This is a genomic window from Flaviaestuariibacter flavus, from assembly GCF_004337505.1.
Lineage (GTDB): Bacteria > Bacteroidota > Bacteroidia > Chitinophagales > Chitinophagaceae > Flavisolibacter > Flavisolibacter flavus.
Genome location: NZ_SJZI01000004.1, coordinates 69745 through 88384, shown reverse-complemented (window position 1 = coordinate 88384; position 18640 = coordinate 69745). Strand labels below are relative to the sequence as shown.

Annotated in this window: 15 protein-coding genes; all 15 read right to left on the bottom strand. The window is 58.9% G+C overall.

Annotation, left to right across the window (positions count from 1 at the left end; all coding sequences use genetic code 11):
- Positions 1–12 precede the first annotated feature (12 nt).
- Positions 13–879, bottom strand: coding sequence for an alpha/beta hydrolase (locus EPD60_RS03920; RefSeq protein ID WP_131447059.1), 867 nt, complete (start codon positions 877–879; stop codon positions 13–15).
- Positions 880–1023: 144 nt separating this feature from the next.
- Positions 1024–1842: an alpha/beta hydrolase gene (locus EPD60_RS03915; protein WP_165871398.1), complete on the bottom strand. Its 819-nt coding sequence runs from the start codon at positions 1840–1842 to the stop codon at positions 1024–1026.
- A gap of 143 nt (positions 1843–1985) precedes the next feature.
- Positions 1986–2465, bottom strand: a complete 480-nt coding sequence (locus tag EPD60_RS03910) for a hypothetical protein (protein WP_131447055.1) — start codon at positions 2463–2465, stop codon at positions 1986–1988.
- A gap of 52 nt (positions 2466–2517) precedes the next feature.
- On the bottom strand, positions 2518–4347 hold the full coding sequence (gene aspS / locus EPD60_RS03905; RefSeq protein ID WP_131447053.1) for an aspartate--tRNA ligase: 1830 nt from the start codon (positions 4345–4347) through the stop codon (positions 2518–2520).
- A gap of 98 nt (positions 4348–4445) precedes the next feature.
- Entirely contained in the window at positions 4446–5579 is a 1134-nt protein-coding gene (locus EPD60_RS03900; protein ID WP_131447051.1) for a glutathionylspermidine synthase family protein, read from the bottom strand.
- 162 nt (positions 5580–5741) lie between these two features.
- The gene (locus tag EPD60_RS03895; protein WP_131447049.1) at positions 5742–6077 is read right to left on the bottom strand and encodes a hypothetical protein; all 336 of its coding nucleotides are present in this window, start codon (positions 6075–6077) and stop codon (positions 5742–5744) included.
- Positions 6078–6081: 4 nt separating this feature from the next.
- Positions 6082–6402 (bottom strand): hypothetical protein, encoded by a 321-nt coding sequence (locus EPD60_RS03890; RefSeq protein WP_131447047.1) that lies wholly within the window; start codon positions 6400–6402, stop codon positions 6082–6084.
- A 30-nt stretch (positions 6403–6432) separates the two neighbouring features.
- Entirely contained in the window at positions 6433–7230 is a 798-nt protein-coding gene (locus tag EPD60_RS03885; RefSeq protein WP_131447045.1) for an ABC transporter ATP-binding protein, read from the bottom strand.
- Positions 7227–8006 (bottom strand): ABC transporter permease, encoded by a 780-nt coding sequence (locus tag EPD60_RS03880; RefSeq protein ID WP_131447043.1) that lies wholly within the window; start codon positions 8004–8006, stop codon positions 7227–7229. Before EPD60_RS03880 ends, EPD60_RS03885 begins: the two co-directional genes overlap by 4 nt.
- A 49-nt stretch (positions 8007–8055) precedes the next feature.
- On the bottom strand, positions 8056–9822 hold the full coding sequence (locus tag EPD60_RS03875; RefSeq protein ID WP_131447041.1) for an OmpA family protein: 1767 nt from the start codon (positions 9820–9822) through the stop codon (positions 8056–8058).
- A gap of 101 nt (positions 9823–9923) precedes the next feature.
- The gene (locus EPD60_RS03870) at positions 9924–10916 is read right to left on the bottom strand and encodes a hypothetical protein (RefSeq protein WP_131447039.1); all 993 of its coding nucleotides are present in this window, start codon (positions 10914–10916) and stop codon (positions 9924–9926) included.
- Positions 10917–10932: 16 nt separating this feature from the next.
- Positions 10933–11541, bottom strand: a complete 609-nt coding sequence (locus EPD60_RS03865) for a hypothetical protein (RefSeq protein ID WP_131447037.1) — start codon at positions 11539–11541, stop codon at positions 10933–10935.
- Positions 11542–11551: 10 nt separating this feature from the next.
- Complete coding sequence (locus tag EPD60_RS16825; RefSeq protein WP_165871397.1) at positions 11552–11707, bottom strand: hypothetical protein; 156 nt, start codon at positions 11705–11707, stop codon at positions 11552–11554.
- Positions 11708–12174: 467 nt separating this feature from the next.
- A complete protein-coding gene (locus EPD60_RS03860) occupies positions 12175–13233 on the bottom strand; it encodes an NAD(P)/FAD-dependent oxidoreductase (RefSeq protein ID WP_165871396.1) in 1059 nt (352 codons plus the stop codon).
- Between the two features lie 148 nt (positions 13234–13381).
- A partial coding sequence (locus EPD60_RS03855) for an alpha-2-macroglobulin family protein (RefSeq protein ID WP_131447033.1) occupies positions 13382–18640 on the bottom strand: 5259 nt, incomplete at its 5' end.

The following is an 18640-nucleotide window of genomic DNA, read 5'->3' as shown; positions in this document are numbered from 1 at the left end:
ATTCCATAAACCTTAGTGAACGTAGCGCTGCAGCCAGTGGCTGGCGGTATCAATCACTTTATAAAGCGTCGAATCGTTATACACGTGCTTTTCGTTGGGGTAGAAGATATAGCTGTTCCGGACGCCGGCGCTTTGCAGCTGTGCCTGGAGCGCTGCTGTCTGAGTGTAAGGCACTACCGAATCCAGCCCGCCCTGCACCAGGAAGGTCTGCGGAACGTGCGACGCCACGTAGGTCTTGGCGCTGGATTGGGCATAGAGCGTGGGGTTGCTCGTGGGTGTGCCGCCCATGAGGAGTTGCATTCCGTACTGGACGTTGATGGGTTGGTACTGGTACAGGTCGGCCATATCGCTCGGGCCGGAGAGCGCAACGGCAGCCTTGATGCCTACCGGGTCGAAGCGCTTATAGCTGTGCAGCAATGCCAGCTGGCCGCCGGAGCTGTAGCCGAGGAGTACGATGCGGTCGGAATAATGATGCTGCATGCGGCGGTCGTAGAGGTATTTCACGGCCAGCTGCAGGTCGGTTTCCTGGGCCGGGAAGAAGTTGTACGGCGGCGTAGCGGAGGCCAGGCGGTAATTGGTGTTGGCGATGGCCCAGCCGGGGAGGCGCTGCCGCATTACCTGCACCCAAGGCGTCATGTCGCGCTTGTCGCCCGACATCCAGGCACCACCGTGGATCACGATGAGCAGGGGCGTGCTGTCAGCGGAGCGGCCCTGCGGCAGGTAGAGATCGAGTTTTTGTGCCGTATCGGAATCATAAGCCAGGTTGAACAGGCTGTCGGCAGCCAGGGCCGGCGTATTCCAGGGATCGGTAGTGTCGCGGCGCGTACAGGCCGCAAAAAGAAGGAGGGCGGTCAGGGCGACCGTCAATGACTTAAGCATAATGTTAGTTAGGTAGGTGAAATTAGGAAAATAAACCGATGTGGTTCAGGGCGCGCTGAAACCGCAGAAAGCGCGGAAATAAGGGAGGCCGCGCAAGCGCGGCCTCATGAATTTTTTTTCGTGGCATTTGGGTTTTCCGCGCGCCTACCTGACGTTCTTCTCCAGGAAGGCCTCCAGCGCGTCAAACGACTTCGTCAGGGTGCGGCCCTGCCAGCCGTGCCCGGCGCCCGGATAAACTACAAGTTCATGAGGTACGCAGGCTTCCTCGAGACGTCCGTCCAGGGCTTTGGATTGCGACAGCGCTACCACCGGGTCTTTGCTGCCGTGGAGGATGAGGGTCGGCGGAGCCTTGGGCGTCACCAGCCGCACGGGGCTTGCCGCTTCGTAGGCAGCTCGATGCTGCGACAAGGTGCCGCCGATGATCATCTGCACTGCCAGGGGTACCAGCGGGTGCCAGGGGCGCTCGTGCATGGCCACCAGGTCGGTGGGGCCGAAGAAGTCGACCACGGCCCGCACGCCGGGGCGGCTATAGGCTTCCAGCAGCACCAGGTGGGCGCCGGCGGAGGCGCCGAGCAACACCATCTTTTGGGGATTCAGGTTCCACTCGGCTGTCTTGCCACGCACCGCGTCCAGGGCGGCCCGTACGTCGGCCCGCTGCGCGTCGAGCAATACCGGCCCGTTCACCAGGCGGTAGTTGATGTTGACGAAGGCATACTGCGGCATCCGCTTCCGGAAGGATTCGATATAGCTGTTGAAGTCGTTCTTGTTGCCGCCGGTCCAGCCGCCGCCATGCACCAGCACCATCACGGGGGTGGCATCGCTGCTGCGGCGGGCGGGCAGGTACACGTCCATACGCTGAGCCGTGTCGTTGCCGTAGGCAACATCGCGCAGGGTGTAGGCTGCCTCGGTATTAAGGGATGGACGGGTGCTCTGCCCGTCCTGGCAGGATTGTAAAAGGATCATGGATATAAGGAGGGTAAATAGTGCTTTCATCGGATGGAAATAAGGAAGGTGAAAAGTGCTTTCGACGGTACCTGAAATGGCTCAATTTCCATGCCCCGATGCCCGAAAACTTCGTTAATCCGATAGTCGCGGCCGGTATTGTTTCAGCGGGAAAACCAGCTGAAGTTTCCCTTCGCGAAGCGGCGCACCCGGTTGTCGATCGCGGCCTGCGGCGCCATCATAATTGCCGCCGAGGCGATGGCCTGCAGGCTGCGCCGTGAGTAAAGGCCCGTGTTGAGTCTTGCCTCCCGGTCCGAGCGGGGCCGGAACACCAGCTCGCGCCGGGACGATTTGCCGGTGTGCACCCAGCGCACCTCCACCGCTTCGAGCTCAGTCCACCGGATAACACGCACGCCGTTAATGGCCCTGAAGGTGATGCCCTCGGGCGACAGCCGGATCTCGATCGCGCGCAGCAGTATGAAAATAACGAGGGCTACCGCCACGCTGATGGCCGTCACGATCCAAAAGATACGTTCCAGGTAGGCCCTTTCGCTGAATACAAAAAACGCCAGGGTCGCCGGCGCGATCAGCGGGAGTGAGGCCACGGACTTGCGTGGCCGGTAAACTTCTTCTGTCAGAAGCATAAAAAAAGCCGGTTCCTTTCCGGGAACAGGCTTAAAGTTAATTCGCCTTGATTTATTCCGACAGGTTCAGTTTGATCTGGAGCTCGTCGAATTGTTTTTCGTCAATCGCTGAAGGTGCGTCGAGCATGACGTCGCGGCCGCTGTTGTTCTTAGGGAACGCGATAAAGTCGCGGATGCTTTCCGAACCGCCGAGGATCGAGCAGAGGCGGTCGAAGCCGAAGGCGATGCCGCCGTGCGGCGGAGCGCCGTACTCAAAGGCGCCGAGCAGGAAGCCGAACTTGTGCCGGGCTTCTTCCTCGCTCATGCCGAGTGCCGCAAACATTTTTTCCTGCAGCGGGCGCTGGAAGATGCGGATCGATCCGCCGCCGATCTCGTTGCCGTTGAGTACCATATCGTAGGCGTTGGCCTTGATGCCGGAGTAAGGATGTTCCAGGTATTTCTCCGGGTTGTCAATAACCGGTGAGTTGTTGATCATCGTGTCAATCTGCGAGGGCTTCGGCGCGGTGAACGGGTGGTGGCGCGCTACCCAGCGGTTGTCTTCCTCGGCATATTCGAACAGCGGGAAGTCGAGCACCCACAGCAGCTTGAACTCGTCTTTCCTGCGCAGGCCCAGGCGCTCGCCCAGCTCCAGGCGCAGCTCGGAGATCGCCTTGCGGGTGCGTTCCTCGGCGCCGGCCAGTATTAATACAAGATCGCCTGCCTTCGCGCCGGCGGCATCGGCGATGGCTTTGAGCCTTTCCTCGCTGTAAAATTTGTCGACGGAGCTTTTGTATGTACCGTCTGCATTGCACTTGATAAACACAAGGCCTTTCATCCCGATCTGCGGACGCTTCACCCATTCGGTGAGCTCGTCGGTTTGCTTGCGGGTGTACTCGCTGCAGCCCGGCACGGCGATGGCCAGCACGGTCTCGGCCTCATCGAACACTTTAAAATCGGCGCCGTTGATGAGCGTGCCGGTTGCTTCGATCTGCCCGCCACGGCGGAAGGCCGACTTGAGGTTGGCGAGCTTCATGCCGAAGCGGATATCGGGCTTGTCGTTGCCGTAGTGCCACATGGCTTCTTCCCAGGTGGTGCGCTCCACGGCGCCTTCATAGGCGATGCCTTTTACTTCCTGGAAAATGTATTTCACCAGGCCTTCGAACATATCGAGAATGTCTTCCTGCTCCACGAACGCCATCTCGCAATCGATCTGGGTGAACTCGGGCTGGCGGTCGGCGCGCAGGTCTTCATCGCGGAAGCACTTCACAATCTGGTAGTAGCGGTCATAGCCGCTCACCATCAGCAGCTGCTTGAAGGTCTGCGGCGATTGCGGCAGGGCGTAAAACTGGCCGGGGTTCATCCGGGAAGGCACCACGAAGTCGCGGGCGCCTTCCGGCGTGCTTTTGATGAGAAAGGGCGTTTCGATATCCATGAATCCCTGGCGGTGCAGGTAGTCGCGGGTGGCGCGGTTAACGGCATAGCGCAGCTCGAGATTCCGCTTCACCGCGTTGCGGCGCAGGTCGAGGTAGCGGTACTTCATCCGCAGGTCGTCGCCGCCATCAGTATCATCCTGGATGGTGAAGGGCGGCACAGCGCTCTTGTTGAGGATCTTGAACGATGCGATTGTAAGCTCGATCTCACCGGTGGGAATATTGAGATTCTTATTTGTGCGTTCCGTGACGGTGCCGGTGGCCTGGAGCACAAATTCGCGCCCCAGCGGGTCGGCGTCGAGCTGCGGGTTCAGCTCCTCGTTGAAATAAAGCTGCGTAATGCCATAGCGGTCGCGCAGGTCCACGAAGGTGATGGAGCCGAATTTGCGGATGCTTTGCACCCAGCCGGCCAGGGTCACCTGCGTGCCGGCATGCGGGAGGCGTAATTCGCCACATGTGTGAGATCGGAACATAGGCCGCAAAGATATGTCTGATGTGGGATGTCTGATGTCTGATTTGGCTCCGCCGGCAGGCCCGTCGCTCATAAATATCGGACACCAGACATCGGACATCAGCCATCTATCAGGTGTGGCACAAAGCGGCTCTTGTTGTCCGTTACCAGTCCGTCGGCCTCGCGGATCCCCATGCCCGCCGGCTCCTGCCCGATCACCCAGGAACCGATGACCGGGTATCTGCCATTGAATTCGGGAAGCTCGAACAATTGCTGGAACACGTATCCTTCCTTGCCGTACTGTCCGTTTACAAACTGCTCCAGCTCACCGCCGCGCACAATGTGCACGTTGGCGCCCTCGCGGCCCAGGATCGGTTTCTTTACAAAGTCGGTCATCCCATTCGGTTCGAAGTAGGCCGGCAGCAGGTAGGGATGGCCGGGATTGCGCTCCCACAGCACCGCCAGGATGGCTTTGTTGGACAGAATCATCTTCCACGCCGGCTCGATCCAGTAGGCGCGGTTGCTGTCTTCGGGGATATGGCGGCCGAAGTCTTCCTCCAGCAGCCACTCCCAGGGATAGAGCTTGAAGATGTTGCGGATCGGCGCGTCTTCCATATCCACGAATTGCCGACTGTCCTGGTCCCAGCCGATATCATCCACGAATACCAGCTTCGTGTCGAGTCCTGCCTGCATAGCACAGTCGCGCAGGTACTCGGTATTGGTGAGGTCTTCGAGCGTTTCCTTGAGACAGCTGAAATGCAGCGGCCCATCGTGCAGGTAAGACTTCAGGTATTTCCAATAGGCGATCAGCCGTTCGTGGATGCTGTTGAACTGGTCTTTGTCTTTGGCGAAATCCTGCAGCCAGAACCATTGCACGATGCCCGCCTCGTAAAGGCTGGTGGGCGTGTCGGCATTGAACTCAAGCAATTTCAGTTGCCCGTCTTTATAACAAAGGTCGAAGCGCCCGTAGATCGCCGGGTGGTCTTCGGTCCAGCTTCGTTCGATGAGCGGCACGATCCATTCAGGGATGGCGAATTCGGCGTAACGTCCTTCATCGATGACGTGTTGCACGGCATCGAGACAGAGCGTCCAGAGTTCGGCGGTTGCCCTTTCAATAAAAAGTACTTCCTCCATGCTGAGGGAGTAGTAGGCGCTTTCATCCCAATACGGAACGTCGGTGCTGTGAAAGCCGAAGCCAAGGCCTTCTACCGCCGCCTGCCAGTTGTGGCGGGGCTGGGTTGTATGTCGTTGCATAGTTTTTTGTTTTGTTGAAAGCTGGTGGGAGAGAAAGAACGCAGATTCTTTATGATTTATATGATTAACGCAGGTAACGTTGCCGGCGTAAGCAAATCATAAAACATCATAGCTAATCTGCGCATTCCCCCTGCGGAATCTGCGTTCGTTCTCTCTCCGCATTTACGAGGATACGCTATACCCGCCGCTCCGCCCGAAGCCGCCGCGCACGATGCCGCTCTTAACGCCATTGCTGCCGATGTTCGAGGATTCGTGCAGCGCCGAGGAATAGTAACCGGCGCGGTTGTAGCTGTTGCCGAGGTAGCCGCCGTAAGGTCGGAAAGCATAGTACCACAGCAACGCACTGCCGCCGCCGTGGTGTGCCCGCGTGTAAGGTGCGGTGCTGTCGCTGCGCAGGTAAGTTCGGTTGCCGCTGCCTTCCCAGTCTTTCTTAGGCTGGTGGCAGGAGGCCAGGGCCGCGGTGATGAGCACCAGTTCAATATGCCGGGTCTTTTTCATAAGGTCATTTTACAGTGATGTAGATCTCGTAGTCCTTGTCGACGGTCACATTCTTCTCGTCGCCCTCCTCATTCTCGGCAACGGTATGTTCGAGGCCGAGGGAGGGGAGCGTGTCGGTATATTCGATGGTGCGGTACACCGAGCCGCCCACCCACACCTTGTGGCGTGTGGTCAGCAGGCGGTGGCCTGCGTCGAGGTTGCTTACCTGGATCGACGACTCCACCGAGCCGTTGTGATTGACTTCGTGGGTGAGATCTTCGTTTTCGTCAGAGCAGGAGGCCAGCATGGCTGTCAGGAGCGCACCGGCGAGTAAGTATCGGTTCATTTGTTCTTTTTTCGGGGTTTGAAATTAGGCTTATTCGCTGATGCAGGCGCCGATCTCCGCCACCGTTTCGCGAAAGGCAGCCCGTTGCCTTACTTCGGGGTCCCAGGCGAGGTCGCGCTCGATGAGATCTATAGTACTGGTAATGGTAGCACCCCGCTTTCCTTCCTTCCGGCCGAGGATATACACCGTATCAGAGAGTGCCACCGCCGCGCTGATATCGTGCGACACGATGATGAGCGTTTTGCGTTCATTGCTGAGCGATACTTCGCGCAGCAGTGCCGAAGCTTTTTCGAGCATGTACACGTCGAGGCCGGAGAAGGGCTCGTCGAGCAACAGGAAGTCGGCACCCTTCAGTAATTGCTGGAGGATGGCCGCGCGCTGCCGCTGGCCGCCAGACAATTCCTGCGGGTAAGCCTGAAGCCGGTCGCTGAGCCCGAAGCGGGCCGCCGCTTCGGCTACCGCGTCGCGGGCAGTGCTTTTGAGGGCCGGGTTTTGCCGCGCCGCCATCACCAGCGAGGTGCCGATGGTGCGCCACTCAAACAGGTAATAGTTCTGGAATACCACGCCCATATCACCGGCCTGCACGGGTCGCCCGTCAATCCGGATGGAACCGCTGTCGGGAGGCTGCAGCCCGGCAAGCAGGCGGAAGAGCTGCGTCTTGCCGATGCCGCTACGCCCGATGAGGCTCACTACCTGTCCCTGTGCCACGCCGGGCCGGGTGATATTCCGGATGGTGAAGGAGATGTCAGACAGGATCGGCGTCCCGGCGATGCTGCGGCAGACCCCTTCGGCCTGCAGCAGGATTTCTTCTTTGTTATGTTGGATCATTTGATTTTGTTTTTGATGCGTGTGTGGGGAAAAAGCCAGCCGCGCAGCGCTCCGAGCCCGGCGTCGAAGCCGATGCCGGTGGCGAACAGTACGCACTGGATCGCCAGCACGTGGGGCAGGTCATTGTACTTATTGTATTTGATCAGCAGGGTGCCGATGCCGCCTTCGCTCATGCTGAGTCCTTCCACCAGGGTGATCATCAGCCAGGCCATCGCGAAATTCTGGCGCAGGATCTCCAGCGCTGCTTCGGCCTTGCCTATGATGACGGTCTCCACCAGCGCCCGGGTATTGCTGTAGCCCAGGGTGCGGCACAACTCGTATTCCTGCGGATTGCGTGCTGCCAGCACCGAGAGAAAAGAGGTGACGAAGAATGGCACCATGCCGAAGAGCAGCAGCGAGAGCTTCAGTTGACCGCCGTCGCGGGTCAGCAGGGTGAAAATGAAAATAAGTCCTGTGAGTGTGAGGTAGCGGCATTTTACCAGGAACTGCGCCAGGCCCTGGAAGAAGGGCAGGAGCGACGCATAGCCCAGCACCAGCGTGATGGCGATGGCGATGGCGAGCGCTTTCAGGGTAAGCGCGAGGCTGATGAATACCTGTTCCCAAAGCAGGTGGCTTCCCAGTAGTTCTACAAGTGCGCCTCCAACCTGCGCGGGACCGGGGATCAGGCCGCCGGCGAATTTTCCCCACAGCAGCAGTGCGAACACCAGTTGGCCGCCGAGCAGGAGGGCAACATTCGTCGGTTTTGCCGTTGCAAAGGGTGTGAATAGTTTTTTCATGTTTGTTTGTTTTAATGGGCGGGAGCGATGTTGCTCCCGCCCGTGTTGCTTACTCGCCCAATACGATTTCTACGCGGCGGTTCTGGCCGCGGCCGGCTTCGGTGCTGTTATCGGCAACCGGTTTACCGGCGCCATAGCCCTTGCTTTCCAGGCGGCCATCCTTAAGACCTTTCTTCAGCAGGTAGGCTTTTACGGCTGCGGCACGCTTTTCAGAAAGGATCGTGTTCAGCTCATTGCTGCCCTGGTTATCGGTGTGTCCATACACGCCCACCTTGAGGCCCTCGGCAACTACGGCCGACTCGAAGATCTCGTCGAGCACCGCGAAAGAAGACGGCTTGATCGCCGCGGAGCCGGTTTCAAAGGCGATTCGGTACGACTTCGAAGACACCTCGCTGCTGATTGCCGCGGCATACTGCGTTTCGAGTGCTTTCCCCTGCAGCAGTTCCGGGTGATTGGAAAGCACGGAGAAGAGGAAGCTTTTGTCCACGGCTTTCTCGTAGGGAAGAAAGGTGGGCATCAGCTGCGGGTACATCTTGGCCATCAGGGTGCCGAAGGTGTTGTAAACGGCTTTGTAACGATCCACGCGGTCTTCGCCAAGTCCATAGGTGTTGGCCATGTCCGACAGGTTGAACACCATCGATCCGCCCAGCGTAACCTTGTTGCCCTGCAGGTCCTTTTCTTCTACGCCGTTGTAGTATTTCAGCCAGTATGCGGCATCCTGCTCGTTGTATACCTCGGCACTCACTTTGGCGGCAAAAGCTTTGGCATTCGCGAAGGAGCGCACCTGGTCGCCGGCCTGGGCCAGGGCGATGATCATGTTCTCCACATCGGTGCGGTGGTCGTACGCCCATTTCTTGATGGCGATCGTTTGGTTGGGCATCTGCGCGGCATACTGGCGCGTGCTCGCAATCGTAACGAGCCCACCCTTCTTGGTCGCTACGTTGACGTCACCGGGTGTCCACGTCGCTACGCCATCCACGCCCACTACCGTGTCTTTGCCGGTGGTGCGGCCGTTTTCTACCAGTTTGCGCTTCTCGGTATAGCCGGCGATGTACTTGGCGGGTGCATCCAGGAAGTCGCTTGCGGCAACGAGGTTGATGGCGTTGCGGTCCCAGGTGGTCTCATCGGGGTTCACACGGATACCGTTGTCACCGGCCCACTTAAGCAGGATGTTGATGTCGCCGTCGCGCAGCACACCGGCAACGGATCGGCCGATGGCGTTCTTCGGATCCTGCTTCCAGGATTGAGGCCCCATCACCTGGTCTTCGCCGTACGATTTACCATGCGCCATCGGAAGGATGATGGGCTGGTACTCGGGGCCAAGCGGCTCCAGCTCCTTCGCCAGGGCGGTCATAAAGGCCGGCATGCCGTCGCCCATGAATGTGATGAGCACACCGGGTGTTGCCGGGTCGTCTTTGTACGACTGTGCAAATTTTACCAGGTCGGCCATCTGCTTGTTACAGTCGTCCTGGCGTAGGTAGGTAACGTCGATGTGCGCCTGGTCAAAGAGGGAGCCTTTCGTGGTGCGCGGGCCACCGTTGGCATACATACCCGAGAACTGGCTGTTCCAGGCCATGCGTTCCCAGGTGATGGCGGTGCCGCCGTTGGCTGCCGGCTCGGCCGAAGGCAGCGCGAGCTGGGTGGCATTGCTGCCAAGTGATGCTTCCGCGGCATCAGGGAGTGCTACAGTTCCCAGCACCAGCGATTCGCCAACCGCATGCGGGCGGCTTTGGTACCAGCGTACCCCGGTGATGCCGGCGGTGACGATGGCAGCAATGAGTAATAATTTTCCGGCGGGTTTCAATTTCAGTGACATAAAAAGTGGGTTTTAAGGTTTTGAGGTTTTGTTGTTTTACGATCGGAATTTGGTTCAGATGACGACGGTCAGTTGGGTAAAGCCTGGTCAGGCTGATTCGTTTAATCGAGCAGGCCGCGGTAGCGGTCGCTGATGTTGACACCTTTCAGTCGCCCGGTGTCGGCATTGGCACGGAGCGATTGCTCATCGTAGCGGAAATCTTTCCGGGTGTCATGCCCGTTGATCATTTCCAGCACCTGGGCGGCCTTGGCTTTGTCTTCAAGCACCCGGTCGTCCATGAACTTCGAGGTGACATCGATGGCGGATTTGATGTGCCCGATCTTTTCACTGATCTGGGTTTTCAGCACCGCAAGCGCCCGGTCGGCATCGCGGTTGAGCTCATCGTCGCCTTTGAAGGCACGCAGGGCGCTCGACACGGCCGACATGCCGGTGGTCACCGAATAATAGAGGTCTCTTTTCGCCTCAAGGTCAAGCTTGGCGTCTTCGAGCATGATGCCACTTTCCTCGTAGGCGCTATCCGCAAAAGCAATGAGCTTGTTGAGGTCGCCAACGATCGGCGTCACGTTGTCGAGGTACTCGCGGCAGCGGAGCACATTATTGGCGTAGAGGTCCAGCTGGCGCGGCGGCGCACTTTCCGACTGGAGTACTTTCACTTTCTGGATGTTCAGCTGCAGCTCGCGGTCTTTTTCCCTCAGCTTTTCCACCAACTCGCTCTGCTTGCCTTTGAGCTTCACGGTTTGTTTGTAAAGCGTGTTGCGATCCGCGTAGCCCTGGTCGATGCGGGCCTGCAGGATGGCAAAGGGGTTGAGCTCAATTGCCAGCCCGATGGTGTAGTTGGCCAGGAACTCCGAAAAGTAGCGGAGCGCCCGCCAGAACTTTCGGTTGGTAACCAGCAGGAGCAGGAAGCCCAGTACGATACCGGCGATGACGAGGTTCGCCAGGTTCCAGGTGACGGCTACCAGCCAGGGCAACAAATAAGTAAGAAAGCCGTAGGCCAGTGCGCCTGCGAGCGCCAGCGCCACCAGGGTAGTAGCGATGTTTTTGGGCTCTGAGAACCACCCGGGTGCCGGGCTGGTTGTTCGGTTTTGTATCATGTTGTGTGTTTAGGGGTTAAGAAATATGTTTACTGATGCGTTCGATGTCCTGCCGAATGCGGTCCTGCTCTTCTGCCCATGCGGCCTCGTAGGCGCGCCCGTTTACCTGCAGCTTTGCTTCCTGTTCACCGATTTCTTCCTGCAGGCTCTGGTTTCTTTGCTCGAGGCAGGCTATTTCGGCGCGGAGCTCCTCCATACGGGCGGTGTTGGATTCGTATTCGGAGCGCCGGGCCTGCACTTTTTCCTGCTGCGTCACGTCTACCGTGCTTCGGAAGCGCGCCGCGTCTTCATCGAGCAGGGCGAGGTACTCCTGCGCCGTTTCCAGCAGCGTTTGCCGGGTAAGCCCCTGTGCCTGTAGCCCTGCAAATGCCGCGGCATAGCGCGCGCCTTCGTCGCCAATGACGCGCAGGGCCGCGATGGTGCGGGCAAACTCGTAGTAGTCGGGCCCGGGACGGTTGGCCTCCGCCAGCAGGTTTTCGAAGTGCTTCCGGAACTTATCGGTATCCGGCGGAGCATAACTGCTTTTAGGTTGTGCATTACCGTTAGTAACCGGTTCAGCCGCGTTCCTTCGTTCCTCTTCCGGCAGCTCCACGAGTGCCGAGAGGATCTTTTTTCCAATGTTCATATGTCGGGTTTTAGTTGACGTCCGGCAACCACAGCACCAGCGAAGCGGGCAGGGGCAGGTGTGGCCAGTTGCCGGCGGTGAACGCCGGCAATAGCGAAAGCGTTGCCTGTTGAAGCAGTGCCAGCAATAACGCGGGCACTACAACCCGGCGCCAGGATTGTTTCATGGCAGATCGTTGCGAACGGCAGGGCCGTTCAGGTCACTCCGTCAGGAGTAAAATTTTTTTGCGGGGAAATCTGGAGCTGTTCTTTAGCGTGGGTTGGTTCAGGACAGTCAGGAAGTCGTTGCCGGTGGTTTTACACGCTGACGGTAGCGGGCAAATAAGGCATCGAGTATGTGTGTCATTTTCAGTAGCGCAGTGCGCTGTTTGATTTGAAGGGTCAAAGATATATCTACCCTGCGCGCACTGCAAATGGAATCCGGTAGCAGTGGTATTTAAACCGATACAACCGGTAAAGCACGTGTGATGAATGGCAAAATATGGGTTTGGGCGCGAAAATAGGCTGCTGAACGGGCCGAATTTGATATGTCGTTGCAAATAAGCCGGTGGCTCCGGCATGAATAAATAGCCTTTGGCATACAGGGAGGATGAATGGGTGATTGTATTTGTACGATTGTATAAATACAATATGATTACCGCGCAAGTGTTTTGGTGAACCTGTTGACGTCTGCCTCCGGTGTGAGTGGCGAGCCGTGCGTGAGGTGGCGCAACAGTTGTTGTGCGAAATAGGGCGCAAGCGAGGTTCCCTTAGTGCCAAGACCGTTGAGGATCCCGATCTGCGGGTGCAGCGGGTGCAGGCCCACGAACGGCCGCCGTTCCACGGTTGCTGGCCGCACGGCGGCTTTGTGCGCGAGTATGCTGTACGGCAGCTTCAGCATGGCATCGAGCAGTGCCGAAGTGCGTGTGCGGAATGCTTCCGTAGGCCCTTCAGTGAGTCCCTCCCACGCATAATTCGATCCGGCCCAGAATGTGTGTTGCACCGGCAATGGTGCCAGCAGGAAGCCTTTCTTCATCAGGTGCTCCTGCTCCAGGTCCCTGCATTCGATGATCAGGGCCTCTCCTTTATTGAGCGCCCAGGGGAGCAGGCGGAACCACGGATTTTCTGCTCCCGAGGCGCCTTCGCAGAAGATCACTTTCCCGGCATTGATAGCTTCATACCGAACCCCGTCGCCGGTTAGCTGCAATGCGCCGGTCTCAAATGCTGATTCCACCAGCCGGTTTTCGCTGCGCAGCCAGCGGCGCATGTCCGCCAGCAGCAGGCCCAGGCTGGTCACATAGGCAGGAGCGATACGTCCGCACCCGAAGTCATAATTCACCTGGCCGTTGAAGCGGTTCTGGTCGGGGTAAGCATCCATGTAGGTGTTGCCTGCCTGGACCTTCTCAATGAAAATATTGCGCGCATCAGCCGAAGGAAAGAACTCGATAATGTCCTTGCTGAAAATGTAGTGCGTGTTGAAATGCGTTCCGAGCTCCGAGTAGGTCTTCAGGGCAAACGGATGCAGCTCGTCGGCCTTCCAGGTGGTATGGTAGCGGCGTCCCGTAACGGGATTGATGATGCCTGCCGCAACCTTCGAAGCAGTGACATCGGCGCCATTGTCGATCACGGCAAAGCTTTTGCCTTCGAGGTGAAGAAACCAGGCCAGCATCGTGCCTGCAATGCCCTGGCCCACGATCAGGTAGTCGACGTTCATAGGGGCAATGTACTCGGGAAACGGGAAACAGCAATCGGGAATCAGTGAAACCGGAAACGGACCGGTCTTTGATTTTATCTCCATAGCATCCATGCAAAAGGCCCGCAAAGCCGGCCTTTTGTGATTTCGTTCGGGAGCCAGGCGATTCTTACTCTACCGTCAGCTGCTGCCGTTCGCTGTGCGCGGCAAACTCGGGCGCATACAGGCACTGCGCCGTAGCCATGCCCGCGCTGAACTGCCCCTTGTTGGTAACAAAAGCGCTGTATTCCAGCACGTAGGTTCCGCGCGGCAGGTAGTCGATGAAATAGTTGGTGCTGACGTCACGGGTTTGGCCGTAATAGCCAAGGCCATCCTGCCAGCGATAGCCGCTCAGCACGTTTACCGGTTCGATGCACGAGGGACGGAGGTCTTTCACATGCACATATTCCATGGGCCGGTCGGTGCGCAGGACAAGGCGCACCCGCACCTTGTCGCCCACATGCACCGGCGAATCGGATGTGATCGGCACAAGCTCCGGCCCGCGCCCCCGGTTTACTTCGCGGAACAGCTTTCGCTCAACGCGCAGCGGCGATGCGGCGGACGTGACCTTGTCCATGTCTTCAAAGTATTGCCAGTACACGGCGCCCCAACTGGGTGCATTGTATGCCTTGCCTGGCGGTGCTTCCACCTTTACCTGCACGCGGCCCATTTCAGGGCGAATAAGCTCCCCGGGGACGGTATGCTTGAAGTAACCGGTTCCCGCTTCTGCCGCGGTATCGCTGCTTAATTTCAGCGTACCGGCAGTGATCACCACCCGCGGCGGATCGCTGATCCAGTCGGTGCCCTGCAGCAGGAGCGCGTAGCAGGCATCGGCGGTGGCGGTTGTCGTGCGCCAGTTCTGTGTTTGCTTGTTCTTGATCAGCCAGGTGCGGAGCTCGTCTGCGGTACGTACATCATTCGCGATCTCGCTGAACGCTTCAACCAGCAGTGCCTGCGTCTCGATCGGTGCGTGGTACCAGAACCAGCTGTAGCCGAAACGGTTGTCTTTCCAATACATGCCCAGCTCTTCGTCGCGTACTGCCGTTTCGCGGAGCGACTGGAGAATGTCGGCGGGTGCGGTGCCTTGCCCATAGCGATGCAGGGCCAGTGCAATCATGCCCTGCGTGCGTTTCGGGAATTGCTGCCAGCTCGTTTCAGCCATCATAAGATAATGGTCAAAAGCGGTGCGCGCCTCGCCCGAAGGCTTATCCTTATCGAAGCTGCGGGCATAGAGGTATTGCGCTTCAAAGTGGCCTAAGGGTACCTTCTCTTTTGGTTTGATCGTTTTCAGTTTCTTCAGGTAGTCTTCGGCAATGGCCCCGTCGAGGTAACGGAGTGCGTTGCGGCGGATGTCGTCGAAAGGCGTCGCATCAATGCCGAGCCGGCGCAGGTGTCCCATGCCGGAGGCGATATACTGGGTAACGTATCGGTCGCTGCGGCCGCCGGCAAACCATGGGAAGCTGCCGTCGCCATACTGCAGGGCGCGCAGGCGCGCGAGTGCGCTTTCCTGCTGGCCCGCGAGCCGCGCCAGGTCGAACAGGAGGGCCAGGTTGCGCTTTTGCTCCTGCTCATTCTGCGCCTGCATCACCCAGGGTGTTTCCTCGAGCAGGGCCGACTTGAGCTCCTGGTTTTTTTGCAGGTTGGAGAGGAGTGCGGCGGTGTCTTTTTCCTGCCAGCGGGCAAACACGGCGCGCACCTTGGGCGCCTTTGCCAGGATGTGCGCTGCCAGTGCGTTGGCATAATAGCGGTTCCAAAGCTGTTCGGCGCATTCATACGGGTACTCCATCAGGTAGGGGAGGGCCTGAACCGCATACCAGGCCGGGTTGGCGGTATACTCGATCGTATACCGGTGTTGCTGCAGCGATTCGCTGCCGGCCGAGTGCACGAGCTTGTCGAAGGTGAACGTCTTTGTGCCCGCACCGCGCATCGGGAGGGGCATCGTTTCCGTCACCAGCACCTTGTTGGAAAGAATCGGGAAGGTAGCCTCTTCGGCATCCGAATAGGTGCCGGAGCGTGCCGTGATCCGCCAGGTAAGCGCGCTGTTGTATAAATACGGTACCTCGACCGGGAAGGCCACGGCGCTGCTCTCGCCGGGCGCCACCGTAAAGAACTGGTTAGGGAAGAAGTTCTGGAACCAGCCATCCACGGGAGTGCCGGTGGCTGCGTCAAAAAGCTCCAGCTGTACCTGCCCCGTCAGCTCCTTGCCGGAAAGGTTCACCACCTTGGTGCTCAGCTCCAGGTGATCGCCCTGGCGGAGAAAACGCGGCATGCCGGGCTGCACCATCAGGTCTTTCTGCACCGTGATCTTTCCGTCCGCAGTGCCGAAGGCAAGCTCCCTTGTATGTCCCAGGAGCTGCACATTCCAGCGGGTGAGCGACTCTGGAACCGTAAATCGGAACTCGATGACGCCGCTGCTGTCTGTGTGCAGTGACGGATAAAAGAAAGCCGTTTCGTTGAAGTTACGGCGCGGCTGCGGTGCGGGTTCCGGCGCTGCTTCATTGGGTGGTGCTTGTTGTCCTCCGCTATTTTGAAGCGTTTGGTTCTGGGCGTTTACGGTCAGGCCCGATACCTTGCCTGTCAATGCCTGGTCCATGTTGGCATCCGTACGCCGTACGCCCATAGCGGTCACAACAACCTCGTTGAGTTCATCTCCCTGCCCGGTAATCGATCCATACCCGCGTATCCGGACGTAACGCCTGTTCTCTGCGGCAATAGAATAGATCAGTTCATCGAAGCGGCGCGTGGTCACATTGATCTGATCAAGGCCGGGCGTGATGCCCTGGCTGCGGTGCGCGCTGAAGGCCTGGTTCCATTGCCAGGTGTTGTAGTAGCGGAAGGTGGGCCAAAGTTCCGGCGCGCTCCAGCGATGCGGCAGGAAGGCGTCGAGCGAGGCGTCGTAGGCAGACGCGAGCAACTCCGCCGCAACCCGGTTGCCCGCTTTGCCGCGGATCCGTACCCGCCACTGCTCGGTGCTGCCGGGAAGCGTCTTGTCGCGGTAGGTGCCCGTCTCAATCGTCAGCTCCTTATTGGTCCAGGGCACGCTGATGGTATGCTCCACCTGGTAAACCCGGTTGTTGAAGACCGTAATAAAGCTGGTGCGAAGGCCGCCGCGATCGCTTTCTGTAACCGGTATCCGGAAGCTCCGGGCGCCGCTTAGTGGGGATATTTCGGTTTGCCCCTTGATGTCGCCGCCCCGCTGCACTGTATACAACAAATGCAGTGGTGCCGCTGATTCCAGGGTAATAACGGCATTCGTTCCCGGCTCGGCCTGCGCTGCCGCTTCACGTATCTCCAGTGGCGTCTGTAACAGCGGCGCGCCGGGGCGGTACAGCTCCATGCGCCCGATGTCGGTCACTTCCCTGCCCGAAGAATCGCGGGTGCTGAGCCGCACTTCATAGGCGCCGGCTTCCCAGCGGGCGCCTGCAGGTAGAACGAGCACACCATTTTTTACCTGCCCGGTAAAACGAAGCACTTCGCGATCGATGGGCCAGCTGTTGATGCTGCCTTCATTGCGGTAGGGATCACCGGGAAAGGCGCGCACGAAGCTGACGCTGTCGATCACGAACTGGTCGGGCGGCATCCAGTAGCGGGCGCGCAACAGGCGCCGGTTGGGGTTGAGACGGCTGATCACCACCTGCACCGGCAGCGCCAGGGGGCGGCCATTGGTATTGGTCAGCGTGGCCGGGATGACCCGGAAGGAATCCGCCGCCAGGCGTGCGTCGAGGCCCTGCTGCAGGACGATCGATTTGAATCCGGCTGTTGCGGTTTGCTTGCCGCTGCGCGTTTCCCCGTTGATATCGGTCACATCCGCAGTCGCCTCGAATATCCAGAACGGGTTTGTGGCAGAGTCAACCAATTCGTCGGGAGTGGCTGTAAACGCGATTTTAAACGTGCCGTCGGCGCTTGTCGTTTCTTCACCGTGCGCGATTTCTTTTCCGCCGTTGAGCGCTGGTCCATACCACCACCAGCGGGGCCGGAGGCGCCGGGTAACGCGGTAACGTACTTTGGCGCCGCCCACTGCATTGCCGGCATAAGCAATGGCTTTTCCGCCCAGGGTGATCTGGCCGCCCGCCTTATACGTGCCGCTGAGTGTGTCGAAGCGTACCTCGAACTTCGGGCGTTTGTATTCTTCAACCGAAATGCTTGCGTAGCCGTAGGTTCCATCGAGCGACAGCTGGAAACGGCCGCCAAGCCCGCTTTCGGGCAGTGTAAAGCGTCCATCGAAGCTGCCCCAGTCGCTGGTGGTGATTTCCAGCCTTCCCTTTTCCTGGCTGTTCGGATCGCGAAGCCGTACCGTGTTGGTGTAGCCGCGGGTCAGCTCGGGCGAGGTGCGGCCTTCATAGGTGACGATGCCTTTGAAATAAACCGTTTGTCCGGGCCGGTAGATAGAACGGTCGGTAAAAAAGTATACGTGCTGGGACTCGGACGGACCGCTATAATAGTCGTGCGCCGGGAATTGAAAGGCGTCGTTTTCTCCTGACTCAAAGAGGCTGTCGGCGCCGGCCCGGAACGACAACGTTCGTTCGTCGCCGTACCGGTCGCTGTAAGGAAGCACCACGAAGCCGTTGGCATCGGTGGTGAACTGTTCGCGTACACGGCGGCGGATCCGTTCGCCCGGACCGGGCGCTGTGTCGCTCTGGTAAACGGTGACCGTCGCGCCGGCGAGGGGCGCGCCTGTTTTCCGGTGCATTACCCAAAGGCGATTTTCCTGTTGCATGTAAGCAATGTTGGAAACGTACAGGATGGTGCCGCTGGCGACGCTGCTGTCTTCCTCAAAGTTTTCCGTGTTGGTGGCGCACAGGATGTAGGTGCCCGCCGGCAGCGCGTCTACCTTCAACTCTACGCGGTGCTGCTGTGCATCACCGGTAGCGGGCAGCTCCTGGCTCCAGCGGCGGAATGCCGGAAGGTGGTAAAGGGAATCCCAATCATCCTCGTCATCAAGTGCCAGGTCGCCTGCATCGGGCACTGCCAGCAGGCGCAGGTGCACGCGGCCCACATTTCGGTATTGCAGCAGGAAGCGCAAGGCTTCGCCGGGGAGGTTGACCTTTTCGGCCTGGACATTTAGCGTTGCCTCCTGGATACTGCGGGCGAGGTTATAGGCCTGCTGCCAGTCTTCTCCGGGATGCGATCTGGCATTCAGCGCCGGCGCGAGCAGTTGCAGCGCCGCGCGGTTGGACCAGCGCTGCGTAGTGTCGCCGTAAGGATTGTAGGTCCGCGCTTTGTCGCTGTACCAGCGTGCCAGCTGGAGCCGCGCGCCCATATCGTTGCTGCCGTTGCCGTCGGTGACGATGAGGCGGCGCAGGGCGCGAACATAAAGACTGTCTTTGTTTTCGCCGGTATAAATACGGTAGGAAAATTCAAGCCGCTCGAGCTCGAGGGCGTAGAGCGG